The sequence below is a fragment of the Afipia carboxidovorans OM5 genome, assembly GCF_000218565.1.
GTDB lineage: Bacteria > Pseudomonadota > Alphaproteobacteria > Rhizobiales > Xanthobacteraceae > Afipia > Afipia carboxidovorans.
In genome coordinates this window covers 1,502,002-1,517,339 of record NC_015684.1, presented here as the reverse complement: position 1 = coordinate 1,517,339, position 15,338 = coordinate 1,502,002, and the positions used below count along the sequence as shown (strand labels likewise).

15 protein-coding genes are annotated in these 15,338 nt (G+C 61.8%); 4 read left to right on the top strand and 11 right to left on the bottom strand.

Annotated features, from left to right (window positions below; all coding sequences use genetic code 11):
• The first annotated feature begins 11 nt into the window (after positions 1-11).
• A complete protein-coding gene (hpnH, locus tag OCA5_RS07060) occupies positions 12-1,214 on the top strand; it encodes an adenosyl-hopene transferase HpnH (RefSeq protein WP_012563805.1) in 1,203 nt (400 codons plus the stop codon).
• An 87-nt stretch (positions 1,215-1,301) separates the two neighbouring features.
• Here hpnH and OCA5_RS07055 read toward each other — a convergent pair whose 3' ends face one another.
• The 8 genes from OCA5_RS07055 to OCA5_RS07025 form a co-directional block, all read right to left on the bottom strand.
• Positions 1,302-1,883 carry a class I SAM-dependent methyltransferase gene (locus OCA5_RS07055; RefSeq protein ID WP_244396200.1) on the bottom strand — a complete coding sequence of 194 codons (582 nt, stop codon included), beginning with the start codon at positions 1,881-1,883 and terminating at the stop codon, positions 1,302-1,304.
• The gene (locus OCA5_RS19130; RefSeq protein WP_148261423.1) at positions 1,793-2,092 is read right to left on the bottom strand and encodes a hypothetical protein; all 300 of its coding nucleotides are present in this window, start codon (positions 2,090-2,092) and stop codon (positions 1,793-1,795) included. Before OCA5_RS19130 ends, OCA5_RS07055 begins: the two co-directional genes overlap by 91 nt.
• A 43-nt stretch (positions 2,093-2,135) precedes the next feature.
• Positions 2,136-2,861, bottom strand: a complete 726-nt coding sequence (locus OCA5_RS07050) for a phosphorylase (protein ID WP_012563807.1) — start codon at positions 2,859-2,861, stop codon at positions 2,136-2,138.
• A complete protein-coding gene (gene shc / locus OCA5_RS07045) occupies positions 2,858-4,822 on the bottom strand; it encodes a squalene--hopene cyclase (RefSeq protein WP_012563808.1) in 1,965 nt (654 codons plus the stop codon). Before shc ends, OCA5_RS07050 begins: the two co-directional genes overlap by 4 nt.
• A gap of 10 nt (positions 4,823-4,832) precedes the next feature.
• Complete coding sequence (hpnE, locus tag OCA5_RS07040) at positions 4,833-6,098, bottom strand: hydroxysqualene dehydroxylase HpnE (RefSeq protein ID WP_012563809.1); 1,266 nt, start codon at positions 6,096-6,098, stop codon at positions 4,833-4,835.
• The gene (gene hpnD / locus OCA5_RS07035; RefSeq protein ID WP_012563810.1) at positions 6,098-6,925 is read right to left on the bottom strand and encodes a presqualene diphosphate synthase HpnD; all 828 of its coding nucleotides are present in this window, start codon (positions 6,923-6,925) and stop codon (positions 6,098-6,100) included. Before hpnD ends, hpnE begins: the two co-directional genes overlap by 1 nt.
• Before the next feature lie 7 nt (positions 6,926-6,932).
• Positions 6,933-7,811: a squalene synthase HpnC gene (gene hpnC / locus OCA5_RS07030; RefSeq protein ID WP_012563811.1), complete on the bottom strand. Its 879-nt coding sequence runs from the start codon at positions 7,809-7,811 to the stop codon at positions 6,933-6,935.
• A 188-nt stretch (positions 7,812-7,999) separates the two neighbouring features.
• Positions 8,000-9,589 carry a B12-binding domain-containing radical SAM protein gene (locus tag OCA5_RS07025; protein WP_012563812.1) on the bottom strand — a complete coding sequence of 530 codons (1,590 nt, stop codon included), beginning with the start codon at positions 9,587-9,589 and terminating at the stop codon, positions 8,000-8,002.
• A gap of 239 nt (positions 9,590-9,828) precedes the next feature.
• Here OCA5_RS07025 and fdhD point away from each other — a divergent pair, with 239 nt between their 5' ends.
• Genes fdhD through OCA5_RS07010 form a run of 3 tightly spaced genes read left to right on the top strand, consistent with a single transcriptional unit; the run spans position 9,829 to position 11,664 of the window.
• A complete protein-coding gene (gene fdhD / locus OCA5_RS07020; protein WP_012563813.1) occupies positions 9,829-10,650 on the top strand; it encodes a formate dehydrogenase accessory sulfurtransferase FdhD in 822 nt (273 codons plus the stop codon).
• Positions 10,651-10,691: 41 nt separating this feature from the next.
• Positions 10,692-11,450, top strand: a complete 759-nt coding sequence (gene trhO, locus OCA5_RS07015; RefSeq protein ID WP_012563814.1) for an oxygen-dependent tRNA uridine(34) hydroxylase TrhO — start codon at positions 10,692-10,694, stop codon at positions 11,448-11,450.
• Positions 11,443-11,664, top strand: a complete 222-nt coding sequence (locus OCA5_RS07010; RefSeq protein WP_012563815.1) for a SlyX family protein — start codon at positions 11,443-11,445, stop codon at positions 11,662-11,664. The genes trhO and OCA5_RS07010 overlap by 8 nt, the downstream gene beginning before the upstream one ends.
• Positions 11,665-11,862: 198 nt before the next feature.
• Here OCA5_RS07010 and OCA5_RS07005 read toward each other — a convergent pair whose 3' ends face one another.
• From OCA5_RS07005 to OCA5_RS06995, 3 genes are all read right to left on the bottom strand, one after another.
• On the bottom strand, positions 11,863-12,723 hold the full coding sequence (locus OCA5_RS07005; RefSeq protein WP_012563816.1) for an aldo/keto reductase: 861 nt from the start codon (positions 12,721-12,723) through the stop codon (positions 11,863-11,865).
• Positions 12,724-12,800: 77 nt separating this feature from the next.
• Entirely contained in the window at positions 12,801-14,318 is a 1,518-nt protein-coding gene (glpD, locus tag OCA5_RS07000; protein ID WP_041559591.1) for a glycerol-3-phosphate dehydrogenase, read from the bottom strand.
• Positions 14,319-14,406: 88 nt separating this feature from the next.
• The gene (locus OCA5_RS06995) at positions 14,407-15,330 is read right to left on the bottom strand and encodes a FecR family protein (RefSeq protein WP_012563818.1); all 924 of its coding nucleotides are present in this window, start codon (positions 15,328-15,330) and stop codon (positions 14,407-14,409) included.
• Positions 15,331-15,338: the final 8 nt, after the last annotated feature.

Sequence of the window (15,338 nt, the reverse complement as noted above, 5' to 3'; positions counted from 1 at the left end):
GACGCTGCCTCATGGCCATACCATTTTTCAAGGAAATCAAGATTGGCTCCTACCTCGTGAAGCAGAAGCTTCTCGGGCGCAAACGCTATCCGCTGGTGCTGATGCTCGAGCCCTTGTTCCGCTGCAACCTCGCCTGCGCCGGCTGCGGCAAGATCGATTATCCGGATGCGATCCTCAATCGTCGCATGAGCCCGCAGGAATGCTGGGACGCGGCCGAGGAGTGCGGTGCGCCGATGGTCGCCATTCCGGGCGGCGAGCCGCTGATCCACAAGGAGATCGGTGAGATCGTGCGCGGCCTCGTCGCGCGCAAGAAGTTTGTCTCGCTCTGCACCAACGCGATGCTGCTCGAGAAGAAGCTCGATCTGTTCGAGCCCTCGCCCTACCTGTTCTTCTCCGTCCACCTCGACGGTCTGCGCGATCACCACGATCAGTCGGTGTGCCAGACCGGCGTGTTCGACCGCGCCGTCTCCGCGATCAAGGCCGCCAAGGCGCGCGGATTCACCGTGAACGTCAACGCGACGATCTTCGACAACTATCCCGCCGAGGAAATCGCCAAGTTCCTGGATTACACCACCGAGCTCGGCGTCGGCGTCTCGATCTCGCCTGGCTACGCCTACGAGCGCGCGCCGGATCAGGAGCACTTCCTGAACCGCAAGAAGACCAAGGAGCTGTTCCGCGGCGTGTTCGCACGCGGCAAGGGCAAGAAGTGGAATTTCATGCACTCGAGCCTGTTCCTCGACTTCCTCGCCGGCAACCAGAACTTCCATTGCGAGCCGTGGGGCATGCCCGCACGCAACATCTTCGGCTGGCAGAAGCCGTGCTACCTGCTCGGTGAAGGCTACACCAAGACCTTCAAGGAGCTGATGGACACCACCGACTGGGATTCCTACGGCACCGGCAAGTACGAGAAGTGCGCGAACTGCATGGCGCACTGCGGCTACGAGCCGACGGCGGCCAATGCGGCGATCACCAATCCGCTCAAGGCGGCGTGGGTCGCGATTCGCGGCATCAAGACGAGCGGCCCGATGGCGCCGGAGATCGATCTCTCCAAGCAGCGCCCGGCGCAGTACGTCTTCTCCTCCGAGGTGCAGAAGCGCCTCTCGGAGCTGCGCGCCGACGAAGCCAAGGAAGCCGAGGCGAAAGCGGCTGCGAAGCTTGCCGCGCAGGCTGCCACCGGGAAGCCGGCTCCAGAGAAGGCGACCAGCGCCGCCTGATCCGCTCAACCATCATCCAGCAAAAAGGCGCGAGAAAAATCTCGCGCCTTTTTATTTGCCTGCAGGCGATACTCGATCTTGCCGGTCTCAGTGTCTCATCAGCCGTTTAATCTTTTTCACCCTCTTGCGAACCTTCGTCTTGAACCGCGATGTCCATCTGGGCCGCTCCGGCAATAGCTCCCTGAAGACATCGACCATATCACCGATGAATTCCCTATCTTGCTGATCGGTCAAATGGGGGAATTCCGACCGCATGAAAGAGCGATACGACGCCACTGAGCTGCCGTCCGTCAAAAATAGCTTGTTGGGCACGAGAGCGAAGGGCCGCAGCGTGCCGCCCTCCCGCTTGTAGCGCACATATCCACTGATCACGCCGGTCCATGACGGATGCAGAATATCGTCAAGCGCGACAATTCCTCCAGTGGCGATGGTGCGCTCCGCAAGGCGCAAGTCGTTAGCCGTGATCGCCTCCGTATGCCCACCATCGATCGAGAAAAACCGGATCTTGCCGTACTTCGAAATATCCCCGGGCGACAGACGTGTCGAATTGGTGTGAAGAGTAATGACGCACGCCGGGTTCAGGAATTTCGTGACATTTCCCTCGAACATGTGCCGGTCGCCCATGCCCGAATGGTCGATGTTCTCTTCCTGATTCTCAAAAAGATCGATCGCGATGGCTTGTTCATCCCGGCGCAGTTCGGAGGCAAGCGCGATAAGTATTTGCCGTGATGAATGCCGATTTCGCAGATAGGCCCGACTAGCCCACCAGTACTCTGATGACGCATCAAGCGGTTTGAAAGGATGGCGGTGGTCTTGCTCAGCCAGCCTTCGACATCATCGATATGTTTGAAGTAATGATCGAAAGCGCTCTCGTTCATCCGTGACGCTCCATTTATTCGGAGCAGTCTGACGATAGCTGCCTCAACGTCCCAAGGCCGTCATTGCCATCGCACCATCGAGGCGGCTGCGGTAGCTGCGCAGGCCACGCAGTGCGCGATTGAAATCGCGTCCTGAATGCACCAGTGCGCGGATCTGCGAGGGACTGCGGGCGATGCCGCGCATCACCTTCCAGACATCGACGTTGCCGTCGGCCTTCAAAGCCGCCGCCGCGATTGCAGGGAGCGCACGGTGCGCAGGGTCGCTGATAACGCGGAGCGCCGCGAACGGCAGGCTGTGCTGCGCAGCATAGCGCGCCGCGATATGGCTTTCCATGTCAACCGCATCAGCGCCGGTCGCCGAACGCAGCGCCGCCTTGGCGGTTTGGCCGAGCACGACCTCTTCAACGCCGGCAAGAACGCCGCGCACGATGCGATGTGCGCCCTGCTCCGGCAGGCCGTACAAGGCCTGGCTCAAAGCTTCCGCTGCAAGCCAGCGGCCCTTGGACGCGATGATCTCCGAGGCGATGACAATGTCACCGGAACGCAACGCCGGGTTCAACCCACCGGCCACACCGAAGCTCACGATCCCGCGGATGCTCGCGGGATCGAACGACATCATCATTTCGCGCAGTTGAACCGGATTGCTGGAGCTGCAGATCACGGTGAGGCCGGGGCCCGCGGCAATCCGGGCCTCCTGCTTCAATCCGGTGACGATCAGAACCGGCTTTTCGATTTGCTGTGCGGCGTCTTCGCCGGTGGTCTCAATCACATTCCAGCCCCTACGAACCGGCTGTTGCTGCTACGCAAATTCCTATATCTCGCCATCGCCCACAAGGGGAAGAACTTAGAATATCCGTGGTATCGCAAATAGAACACACGCGGGAACCCGCCCCCGGTGTAGTAGGGTTCACCCCAGAAGCCATCCGCTTCCTGTGATTGCACAAGATTATCAATACCACGCTGGGTAGCGTCGCGATCCACCCGCCCGGCCGCCATCAGGGCGAGCGTCGCCCAGGCCGTCTGTGACGCGGTAGTCGCAGCGCGCTCGTATCCTTTGTAGTTGAGCTTGTAGCTGTTGCCATCCTCGCCCCAGCCGCCGTCCTCGTTCTGGATCGACTCGAGCCAGTCGGCCGCCTTGGCAATCATGGGGTCGTCATGCGGCACACCCACGGCATTCAGGGCACACAGCACCGACCAGGTGCCGTAGACGTAGTTGATGCCCCAGCGGCCGAACCATGAGCCGTCGGGAAGCTGGGTCTTGCGCAGATATTCGACCCCGCGGCGCATCGGTTCGCTGGTCTCGAGCGTATCGCCAAGCTGTGCCAGCATCGACAGGCAGCGCGCCGTGACGTCCTCGGTCGGCGGGTCGAGCAGCGCGCCATGATCGGCGAACGGAATGTTGTTGAGATAATATTCGAGGTTGTCGGCGTCGAACGCAGCCCAGCCGCCGTTCTCGCTCTGCAGTCCGAGAATCCATTCCGTGGCGCGGGCGATCGCCTCGTCGTACTTTGTGGTGCCGTCGAGGCGCCGAACCCGGTCCATCGCCATCACCACGACCGCGGTGTCGTCGAGATCGGGATAATGGGCATTGTTGTACTGGAACGCCCAGCCACCGGGGCGCACGTCCGGGCGCTTGTCCGCCCAGTCGCCCTTAAGGTCGAGCACCTGCCGCGGCAACAGCCAGTCGAGCCCTGCCTTCGCCGCCTCGATATCGGCAGCCTCCCCGCTCTCAAGCATGGAATGCGCGGCGAGCGCCGTATCCCACACCGGCGAGACGCACGGCTGGCAATAGGCCTCATCATCCTTGATGACGAGCAACCGCTCGACCGATTCACGCGCGAGCGCGCGGTTTGGATCGTTCGGAGGATAGCCCAGCACATCGTACATCATGATGCTGTTGACCATCGCCGGGAAGATCGCGCCCAACCCATCGACGCCGTTGAGACGCTCGGTGACAAAGGCTTCCGCCTTGGCGATGGCGCGCTTGCGCATACCCTTGGGAAAGAACGGATCGGTGATGCGCAGCACGCGGTCGATAATATCGAAGCTGGTGAACCACAACTGGCTCTGATGTGCTGCCTTCGGTGTCGGGCCGACCGTCTGCGGGTCTTCCAAGAACAATTCCCGGACGCCGATGCCACGCGGATTCTTCGCACGCGGCTTCAACGTCATCAGTACCAGCAGCGGCACGATAACGGTGCGTGCCCAATACGAGACCTTGGTGAGGTGGAACGGAAACCAGCGGGGCAGCAGCATAATCTCGACCGGCATCATCGGCACGGCCTTCCAGCTCACCTGACCGAACAGCGCAAGCATGATGCGGGTGAAGACGTTGGCGCGCGATGCACCACCGCGGGCGAGCATCGCCTCGCGCGCTTTCTTCATGTGCGGCGCATCGGGCGAATCCCCGATCATCTTCAGCGCGTAGTAAGCCTTCACGCTCGCGCTCATGTCGAACTCATGGCCGTAGAACAGCGACCAGCCGCCGTTGTCGTTCTGCATCCGGCGCAGATATTTCGCGATCTTCGCTTCAATCTCGGCGTCGACCGGCTCGGCAAAATAATGCCGCATCATCACATATTCGGCCGGAATCGTGACGTCGGCCTCGAGCTCGAACACCCAGTGGCTGTCCGGCTGCTGCACGTCATGAAGCGCGCGGCTGGCACGCGTAATGCTCGTTGCGAGGCGTCGCGGATCAAGCGCGGCTGCGCTTGCGGTATCGGAAGTCATGGTCGTCTTGTCACTCTTGCGTCTGCAGGATGAGGTCGGCGGCCCGATCGCCCGAACGGATCGAGCCTTCAATCGTCGAAGGCAGGCCGGTGTCCGTCCAATCCCCGGCCAGAAAAAGGTTCTTCAATTCGGTGGCAGCACCGGGGCGCAAAGCGTTCTGCTCCGGTGTCGCCTCGAACGTTGCGCGACGCTCGCGCACGATCTGCCACGGTGGCAACGGCCCTTCGGCCACATCTTCGCCAAGGTCCGCGACCTTGCAGATATCGCGCCAAATATCGCGCGCAAGGTCTTCACGCGGCAAATTGACGAGCCGTTCCGCGGCGCTGATGGTGATTGAGAGACGATCCGGGAACGCAAACAGCCACTCGATCAGTCCGCCGACAACGCCTGTCACATCCGGAACACCCGCTGGCGGCGTGTATCGAAAATGCGCGTTGAGGATGGTGCGGAATTTCGTCGGTGCCTTGATGCCGGGCATCAATCCCGAGGCCGCACGAGCGGTCACTGCCAGCACGACAACATCGCCCGGCCCGAGCGGCACCGTATCCTCGCCGAAGTTAAGGCCCGTCGCGCGAAGCGGCGAGCGCTCGATCTTCCGCAGTTCGTGACCCAACGTCAGCGAGCCACCCTTCTTCTTGATGAGCTCGATCGCAGGATCGATCAGCACGGGCGACAATCCCTCACGCGCGATCAGCGGGCGGCAGGCCTTGCCTCCCGCAAGCAATGTCTCGCGCACGATCGCGCCTGCAAGACCCGCCGAGCCCTGCGGCGGTTCGACGTTCAGTGCTGCAATCAGAAGCGGCTGCACCAGCCTGTCATACAGCACGCCCTCACACGGAATGGTGTCACCAACGAGCGCCTCCGGCTGCGCCGAGACGAGCGGCAGCAGCGCGAGATAATCGCGCACATGCGTATCCGGCACGCGGCGCTTGGCGCTGAACACCCAGGTCGGCAGCCGCCCTGCTCCGAGATCGAGCAGCCAACGCTTGCCGCTCGCAATGTCCATGAATGGAAATTGCGCACGCGCCGGGCCAACGAGCTTGTCGTCTGTGCCGAGTGTCTTGGCATAATGGCGGACGTGGCGGTTGCCCGACAGCATCAAATGATTGCCGTTGTCGATCACCATGTCGGTTGCGCCGTCGTAATACGAACGGCAACGGCCACCGGTGTATTGCGTCGCCTCATGGACGTGGACCGTGAACCCCTCGTTCGCAAGGCGCACGCCCGCGCTGAGGCTCGACAGTCCGGCGCCGATAATATGAGCGGTCCTCTCCATCAGAACACCGCGTAGCGCAAAAGAATCGACATCTTCGCTGCCTTGCTGAGCTTCACAGGCTGTCGTGGCGGCGCGAAGCCGCGCGCCAGAAGCCGCTTGAGAATTTCCTGATAATATTTCGACATGATGCGCGGGGCGCGCACGGTGCTGCGCGGATAGCGTGCCATGATCGCATCCGCCTCGCGGAAATAGACTTTCACGCGTGCGACGATCGGCATGCAAACCCGCGGGATATTCGGATCGGCCGCAACGACCTGCGGATCGTTCGACGTAATGCCCGCCCCTGCCAGCAATTCGCGCGGCAGATAAAGCCGGCCGATGCCTGCATCCTCGTCGATATCGCGCAGGATGTTGGTGAGTTGCAGCGCGCGGCCGAGATTATGCGACAGCGCAATGCCATCGTCCTCCGACAGGCCGAACACCCGCACCGACAGACGACCAACCGCGCTGGCGACACGATCGCAGTAGAGATCGAGCGTTGCCTCATCCGGCGCACGGATTTCTGCCGGCACGTCCATCTCCATGCCATCGATGATGGCGATGAAATCTTCGCGCTTGAGACCAAAGCGCTTCACGGCAGCCTGATAAGGCGCGACGCGCGGCGTGGGGTGCCCCTCATACAGTGCATCGATATCGCGCCGCCACTCCGCCAGCGCTGCGAGGCGCTCAGCACGCGGGCCGTCGGAATCGGCGATGTCGTCCACCTTGCGGCAGAAGCTGTAGATGTGAAACATCGCCTCGCGCTGCTCGCGCGGAAGGATACGCATCGCCGCGTAGAACGAGCTGCCGGAGGCCGTCCGGGCCGGTGTTGTATCGACATCGCTCATGGCAGGATCATGCGCCCGTGGATAGCCGCGGCATCGACTTGGTGCCGGTCATGCGCCGGCCGAATTCCGCCGCAGCCGAAAGAGCGGCGAGCCTCAGCATCTCGCCTTTCGAGAGGTGAACCTTCTCGCACAGCGGATCGTGGGTTTTCAAAAGGCCGACGATCCGTCGTGCAAAAGCATCGATGACGGAAATCTCCATGCCGAGCCGCATATCCTTCACCTGAGAGGAAAACGATGCGCTCTGCGTCAGAAGCGCCTCGTTGCGCTCGGCGAGCTTGCGCAGGCAGGCAAGAAGCGAGGGCGAGGATTTGGCCGCGCCGAGCTCTTCGACTGCAACACCTGCGGTTTCCAGCGCATCGCGCGGCACGTAAACGCGGTTGAGCTTGCGGTAGTCCTTGCCGCAATCCTGCAAGTGATTGTTGATCTGAAGCGCAGCGCACAGCGCATCGTTGGCGGCCCAGGTCGCGCGATCCTCGCCATGCACGTCGAGCACGAAGCGGCCGACCGGCATCGCCGAATAGCTGCAATAGTGGATGAGATCATCCCAGTTCTCGTAACGCAGCTTGGTGACGTCCATGCGAAACGCCGTCAGCAGATCCTGCGCATGGCGCGGCTCGAGCCCACGCTCGGCAAGTGCACGGCGCAGCGCCACCGCTTCCGGCTGGGTATCGCCATCGCCGAGCAACTCCGCTTCGAGACGATTGAGCTGGTCGAGTTTCTCCTGCGCCGGCAGGCTCTCATGGTCGGCAATGTCGTCCGCCGTGCGCACGAAATTGTAGAACGCGAGGATCGGCGCGCGGTAGCGCGGATGAATAAGGTGCGAGGCAACGGGGAAGTTTTCGTCCTTGTGCCCTTTGCCTGAGCGCAATTCAGCGGCAGCCGTCATGATGCGCGGCCCCCACGGGAGGACACCGCACCCTGCGCAAGAATCGACAAAAGCTGGGCGAACAAAGTCGTCACGTCTCGTTAAGCCATTGGTTTCATTGATAAAAACAAGGCGATACGGCCAAGCGGCGGCATCATACCCCACCCCCGCACGGAATGCGAGAGGGCCCAAATCATTGAAATATCCCGCTATTCCGCGGCCTGCGGCAAGGCCTCGGCCGGCTTGTCGGAATAGTACGATGCGGTCTGGCGGCCACTTGAGGCGCCGCGCGCAAACGTAATCAGATGGTGCGCCACCAGGCTGCAACTGATGAAGCGTTCGACATCGCCCGCCTTCAGTCGCGGCCACGCAAACTTCCAGAACTCGCGCCGGTAGTCGCTGCGCACGCCCGCGTGCCAGATGATACGCGCCATCATGGTGAGACCACGCTTGATGTTCGCCGCAGTGAGGCGCTGCTTCGTCGGCGGCGGGTGGATGCGGTTCGGATAAGTATGCTCGATCTGATGCTGGAAGCGCGCGAACATTTTCTCCGGCGTATAGGCGCGGCCCATGCAGTCACGCCACATCGCCACCACCTGCTCATAAGGCAGCAGGAAATCGACATTCGAGTCTCGCTCGGTGTTTTCAATCAGGCGGCCGGCACGCGCGAGGCGATCCCACAGCGGAGTCTTGGGCAACGCCTGCAACAGATTGATGGTGAGCAGCGGAATCTGCGATTGGTCGACGAACTCGAGAATACGCTCGCCTGAATCGTCGGTGTCGGTATCAAGGCCGAGGATGATGCCGGACACCACCTCGAGCCCGTAGCTGTTGAGCGTTTTCACACCCTCCAGAATTGGCACCATCATGTTGTGCTGCTTCGACATCGCCTGCAGCGCCTTCGGGTCCGGAGTCTCGATGCCGCAGAACACGGTGAGGAAAAAGGCATCGTGCATGAGCTGCAGGATTTCCGGCCGTTTGGCGATATTCAGCGTCGCCTCGCACGCGAACTGCACGGCATAGCCGTTTCGTTTCTGCCATTCGACAAGATGCGGCAGCAATTCCAGCACCGCGCGGCGATTGCCGATGAAATTGTCATCGACGAAATACACCGCGCCGGACAACCCGTTCGCCACCATCTTGTCGAGTTCGGCCAGAACCTGCTGCGGCGATTTCAGACGCGGGTTGCGGCCGTACAGCCCCGGAATGTCACAAAACTCGCATTGATACGGGCAGCCGCTGGAGAACTGGATGCTGCCGAGAAAGTACTTTCGCAGCGGAATGAGCTCATAGGCGGGCTGCGGAAACTCCGCCATAGCTAGCCGCTCATGCGTCGTCAGCGCCACCTGCCGCGGCGGCCGCGCGACATCGTCCGCCAACCGTACGAACAACTCCTCGGTAGCATCGCCGAGTTCGCCAATATGCAGATAGTCGAACTCCGGATAATAATCCGGGCATGCACTCACCGATGGCCCGCCGAGCGCGACGACGCGTTCCGCCTCATGCGCGCGGCGGCAGATATCGTTGATCTGCTTGCGCTGGATGTGCATCCCGCTGACGAACACGGCTTCCGCCCAGGCAAAATCCGCATCCGTCGCGCTGCGGATGTTCTCGTCGATGAAGCGGACGCTCCACGACGGCGGCAGCGCGGCCGCGATCAGCAGCAGGCCCTGCGGCGGCATGAAGGCCTTCACGCCGTCCGTCAGCGGATAGGCATATTCGAACGTGCCGAACGACGGCGAATATTTCGGGAAAACGCAAAGGATGCGGCGCGGTGAGAGCTCTGCCTGCTTGTCCATCAATGCCGCCTCGCCTCCTTCTGCCTTCTCGTCTGCCCGATATCGTCAAATCCGCCATGGCTTTTCGGTGAGAATGGGGCCGCGGTACCTACCTCTCTCGGCAGGCAACCCTTCGCTGGGCCGCAACACCCGCCTGCGGCCCATTTTGCCCTTGCCGGAGGGGCCAAGCGGCTTACGCTGACGCGCATGATTTCCTATATGATTGGTTCAAACGATCTTGCGGGACGAAGGTACAACTCATGACGGAGCCGACAGTTTCAGCCCATCGCCAGATCTGGCGGGAAAACGGCCTCAGCGAGGGCATCCGCGTCGTGCCGGAAGAGACGGCGCTTGCGATGTCCTACGGCGCGAGCACCCACGCGGTGATGATGGGGACGCCACAGGACCTCGAGGATTTCGCAGTCGGCTTCAGCCTGACGGAAGGCATCATCGATAACGTTGACGGCATCGAATCACTGGAAGTCGTCCCGCAGGACGAAGGCATCGAGCTGCGGATGTGGCTCAGCGGGACCGAGGCTGCGCGCCAGAGCGAGCGCCGCCGCCACATCGCCGGCCCGACCGGCTGCGGCCTGTGCGGTATCGATTCCATCGCCGAAGCAATGCGACCCGTGGCACTGGTCGGCACCGGCATCACCGTCACGCCGGCGCAGATCATGACGGCGATGCAGGCGCTCTATCCGCTGCAGAAGCTGAACACGTTGACCCGCGCGGTCCACGCTGCCGCCTTCTGGGACCCGGAGAAGGGCATTCTGGAATGCCGCGAGGACGTCGGCCGCCACAATGCGCTCGACAAGCTCGCAGGTGCCCTCGCCCGCAACAGGATCGACGGCGCCAGCGGCGCGGTGCTGCTGACGAGCCGCGTTTCGGTCGAGATGGTGCAGAAGACTGCCGTGATCGGTGCTTCGCTGATCGTCTCGGTTTCCGCGCCAACCGCGCTTGCGATCCGCATGGCGGAACGCGCCGGGATCACGCTGTGCGCCATCGCGCGTTCCGACGGGTTCGAGATTTTCACGTATCCCAACCGGGTGAAAACGGACGACGCCGCCATTCACGTCGCCTGACACGCCTTTCCGCGCGAGCTTCGAGCCACTATAACAGCGCGATGCCGTACAAAGTCGCCGCGTTCTATCAGTTCACCCCGTTGCCGGATTTCGAGCAGTTGCGCGATCCGCTGCGCAGTATGTGCGTCGCGCTCGACATCAAGGGCATCATCCTGCTCGCCGCCGAGGGCATCAACGGCACAGTCGCAGGCAGCGCGGTGGCGATCGACGCGCTGATGAAGCAGATCGAGCACGGTGCGCTGTTCGGTGGACGCATCGACAATCTCGAGCTTAAATTCTCGACCGCGCTGGAGATGCCGTTCAACCGGATGAAGGTCCGGCTGAAAAAGGAAATCGTCACCATCAAGGACGGCGCTACCGATCCGACGCAACAGGTCGGCACCTATGTTGACGCCGCAGACTGGAACGATCTCATTACGCAGCCGGGTATGGTGCTACTCGACACGCGCAACGCCTTCGAGGTGGAGATGGGCACGTTCGAGGGCGCCGTCGATCCGGACATTAGCAGTTTCAGCGAGTTCAAGGATTTCGCCGACCGCACGCTCGATCCCGCACGAGACAAAAGCATCGCCATGTTCTGCACCGGCGGCATCCGCTGCGAGAAGGCGAGCTCTTATCTGCTGTCGCGTGGGTTCGAGAACGTTTTCCACCTCAAGGGCGGCATCCTGAAATATCTCGAAACGATTCCAGAGGCGCAAAGCCGCTGGAAGGGCGAATGCTTCGTGTTCGATCAACGCGTTGCACTCGGCCATGGATTGACCGAGCGTGCCGCGCGGCAGGAAGGCGACGATCATGAGTAACGCAGGCGATCTCGCCAAGCGCGTCGAGGCGCTGGAAATACAGATCACGCATCAGGACGCAGCGATCGAGGCGCTCAATCAGGTCATCACCGCACAGTGGCGGCAGATCGACATGCTGACGCGCGAACTCTCGCGGCTGACCGACCGCATCGCCGCCGCCGAGGAAAGCATCCCCGTCGCACCCGGCAGCGAACCACCCCCGCCGCATTATTGAGGGGCACCTCTACCATCATTGCGAGGCAAAAAAGACCAGACACATACTGTGTCGTCCCCGCGCAGGCGGGGACCCAATAGTATTTGGCACCCAGACAGCTATAAATCGAGCAACGAAAATTACTCGACACCACTGACAGGCGCCTCTCGATTTTTAAAGAGCTGGGCCCCCGCCTGCGCGGGGGGCGGCAATATAATTCTACAGCATCGGCAGATGCGAGGGTTCCCGCCCGCGCGGGAATGCCTTGTCGATCTGCGCGATCTCATCGGCACTGAGCGTCAAGCCACCCGCGCCGGCGTTCTCCTCCGCGTGCACGGCCGAGGATGCCTTCGGAATCGTCACCACCGCAGGCTTGCGAGTGAGAAAGGCAAGCGCGACCTGACGTGGCGTGACACCTCGCGCACTTGCAATCTGCTGCAGCACCTGCCCGCCCTCCGAGCGCGGCGATGGGAAATCGCTGTGGCCGAACGGCGAATAGGCCGTCACCGTCACGTCATGCTGCTCGCACCACGGGATCACCGAATGTTCGATCGCGCGCTCCTTCAGGTGATAGAGCACCTGATTGCAGGCAATCTTGCCCTTGCCCGCGATGTCGTAAATTTCCTGCATGTCGTCGGCATCGAAATTGCTGACACCCCATGACAGGATCTTGCCGTCCCTCTTGAGCTGATCGAGCGCGCTCACGGTGTCTTCCAGCGGATAGCTTCCGCGCCAATGCAGGAGGTAGCAATCCATCCGGTCGGTCTTCATGCGCGAAAGCGAGCGCTCGCATGCCTTGATGGTGCCGGTGCGCGAAGCATTACTCGGCAGCACTTTCGAAACCAGAAACACTTCGTCGCGACGCCCGGTGATCGCTTCAGCGACCACGAGTTCGGCATCGTCATACATCTCGGCGGTGTCGATATGGTTCATGCCGAGATCGAGCCCCTTGCGCAACGCCGCGGCGGCGGTCGCATGGTTGCCCTGATCGATGTACCAGGTGCCCTGCCCGATCACCGACACCAGCCGTCCCGTCGTTCCCCACGATTTCTGCTGCATCGCGCGCACGCTCTCCGCCATCGCCTACTCCTGAATTCTTTGAGATTTTCGCTTAGCCCATCTTGCGCAAATGCAAAAGGCGTAACCGCATTTTTGTTTCAATGCGCGGGCGCACCAAGGTTTGATTGCGCCGCCATCCAAGCCTCAAGCGCTGCAATTTCTTCGCGCGACAGCCACAGGCCAAGCTTGGAACGTCGCCATACGACATCTTCCGCCGTTCTCGCAAACTCATGCGCCATCAGATAGCGCACCTCGCGCTCGGTCAGGGTATGACCGAAATCTCGGCCGAGATCGGCGAAACTTGCTGCCCGACCGAGAACACGCTCGGCCTGCGTGCCATAAGCATGTGCGAGTCGATTGGCGTGGCGTTGCGACAGGAACGGGTATTCCCGCAAGAGGCGCTGCACGAGCATATCGACTTCGCCCATCGGAAAATCGCCACCCGGTAGCGGCGTATCCGCCGTCCACGGCTTGCCTGCACTGCGGAGGTAAGGCGACAGCTTGTCCAGCGCATGTTCGGCAAGCTTGCGATAGGTCGTGATCTTGCCGCCGAACACCGAGAGAACGGGCAGCCCCTCCGGCGCATCAAGCTCGAACATATAGTCGCGCGTGGCGGTGCGTGCCTCGCTTGCATGGTCATCGTAAAGCGGCCGCACGCCGGAATAGCTCCACACCACATCGGACGGCAAGACGGGCGTTGCGAGATATTCGCTTGCAGCGGCACAGAGATAATCAATCTCCTCTTGCGTCGCGCGGACTGCCGCGGGGTCTCCCTCATAATCGCGATCCGTCGTGCCGATCAGCGTGAAATCGCGCTGGTAGGGAATGACGAAGATCACTCGCCCGTCGGCGTGCTGGAACGTATAGGCATAGTTGTTATCGTAAAGCCGCGGCACCACGATGTGCGAGCCCTGCACGAGGCGGACGTGGGCTGTCGCTTCGACGCCGACACGCGCGGTGAGAATATCCTGCACCCAGGGGCCGCCGGCATTCACCACAATGCGGGTCTTGACGGTGTGACGCGCTTGTGTGGCGTCTTCGACCTCAAGCTGCCATACGCCGTCGCCCCGCTCTGCGCGGATTGCCTTGGTTTGTGTCGCGATGGTCGCGCCGCGTGCAACTGCATCCTGCGCGTTAAGCACGACGAGTCGCGCATCGTCCACCGTGCAATCGGAATAGGAAAAGCCCGTTTTAAAGCCCGGCTTCAGCGGCTTACCTGCAATATCGCGGCGCAGATTCAGCGTGCGTGCAGGAGGCAGACGGCGGCGACCGCCGAGATGATCGTAGAGAAAAAGCCCGAGCCGCAGAAGCCATGCCGGCCGCAAGCCATCATGATGCGGCAGCACGAAGCGTTGCGGCGCGATGATGTGAGGCGCGATGCCCCACAGCACCTCGCGCTCGATCAGCGCCTCGCGCACCAGACGGAATTCATAGAATTCGAGGTAACGCAAGCCGCCGTGAATGAGCTTGCTCGACCATGACGAGGTGCCGCTCGCGAGATCGTTCATCTCGCACAAATAGACCGAATAGCCCCGCCCCGCCGCATCACGCGCAATGCCGCAACCGTTGACGCCACCACCGATGATCGCGAGATCGTAGATATGATCCAAGGTCATTCCTGCTGGCGAGGGGATCAGCAAACTGCCGCTTCGCCAACCGATCATAGCGGCCGGGTTTATAAATTGAAATTACATGCCGCCGGCGTCAGCAACAGTAGAGGGTGCATCCCCCTCCCCCCGGATTCGTATTCGGCTGCGGCGCCTGCTGGGTCTGACCGGTCTGCGCCTTGTTCTTGGCGATCTCATTGCCACCGTCGAAAATCGAGACATAGCCGAGCGGATCGGTGCCCGGCGGGTGGGTCGGGTCCGGCAACGTGCTGATGCCGTAACCCTGACGGCTCGCCATCGAGTCGGTGGGCAGGTCGACAGCGCCACCGCTCTGCCCCGGCTTGCTGCGGAGATCCGCCATGATCTGCGCGAGCAACGCATCGGAGACGCGGAACGGCTCCGGGATCGGGTCGTTCGGCCCAGTCACGCAGGTCGCGAAACCGGGGCGCACGTTCACCGAGCCCGCCGAGTTCTTCACCGTCGACGAGCCGACATGGCCGACGATTAACTCCCCCTTGCAGCCCGCGATATTCGCATCGGCAGACGCATAGGCCGCCGTGATCGGGTAGACGACCGTCGCAACACCACCGCGAATACCGAGCGTCGCGACCGGCGTGTTGATGGTAACTCCTGCAGTGTGGCTGATCTGGCCTCCAACGAAGCGCAGCACGCCCTTGCCGACGGTCGCGACCATTTTTCCGGTGCCGGCATTCGGGTCGTACACATACTCGTCGATCACGATGTTGCTGTTGCGGCCAACATTCAGCGTCGAGGTGTCGGGAAACAGAATCTGCGTCGAACCGGAGGCCGTGGTCTGGATACGCTCCTTGTGAACGACATTGTTGCCGATCGCGAGCATCCGCGAACTGTTGCCCGGTGGCGTTCCGGTCGCACTCTGATTCACCGCGCCGACGCGGCCAACATTCTGTGCCTCAGCGGGCAGCGTACCGACGAGCGCCGACGCAGTAGACAAAAGCACCGTCAGAAGCGGAGCGAGGCAGGATCGTACGCGCGCATCCATGGCAGTGT

Coding starts and splice junctions, on each gene's coding strand:
- hpnH (WP_012563805.1), top strand. CDS start 12: ATGGCCATACCATTTTTCAAGGAAATCAAGATTGGCTCCTACCTCGTG.
- OCA5_RS19130 (WP_148261423.1), bottom strand. CDS start 2,092: ATGAACGAGAGCGCTTTCGATCATTACTTCAAACATATCGATGATGTC.
- shc (WP_012563808.1), bottom strand. CDS start 4,822: ATGACTTCCGATACCGCAAGCGCAGCCGCGCTTGATCCGCGACGCCTC.
- hpnE (WP_012563809.1), bottom strand. CDS start 6,098: ATGGAGAGGACCGCTCATATTATCGGCGCCGGACTGTCGAGCCTCAGC.
- hpnD (WP_012563810.1), bottom strand. CDS start 6,925: ATGAGCGATGTCGATACAACACCGGCCCGGACGGCCTCCGGCAGCTCG.
- hpnC (WP_012563811.1), bottom strand. CDS start 7,811: ATGACGGCTGCCGCTGAATTGCGCTCAGGCAAAGGGCACAAGGACGAA.
- OCA5_RS07025 (WP_012563812.1), bottom strand. CDS start 9,589: ATGGACAAGCAGGCAGAGCTCTCACCGCGCCGCATCCTTTGCGTTTTC.
- fdhD (WP_012563813.1), top strand. CDS start 9,829: ATGACGGAGCCGACAGTTTCAGCCCATCGCCAGATCTGGCGGGAAAAC.
- trhO (WP_012563814.1), top strand. CDS start 10,692: ATGCCGTACAAAGTCGCCGCGTTCTATCAGTTCACCCCGTTGCCGGAT.
- OCA5_RS07010 (WP_012563815.1), top strand. CDS start 11,443: ATGAGTAACGCAGGCGATCTCGCCAAGCGCGTCGAGGCGCTGGAAATA.
- OCA5_RS07005 (WP_012563816.1), bottom strand. CDS start 12,723: ATGGCGGAGAGCGTGCGCGCGATGCAGCAGAAATCGTGGGGAACGACG.
- glpD (WP_041559591.1), bottom strand. CDS start 14,318: ATGACCTTGGATCATATCTACGATCTCGCGATCATCGGTGGTGGCGTC.
- OCA5_RS06995 (WP_012563818.1), bottom strand. CDS start 15,330: ATGGATGCGCGCGTACGATCCTGCCTCGCTCCGCTTCTGACGGTGCTT.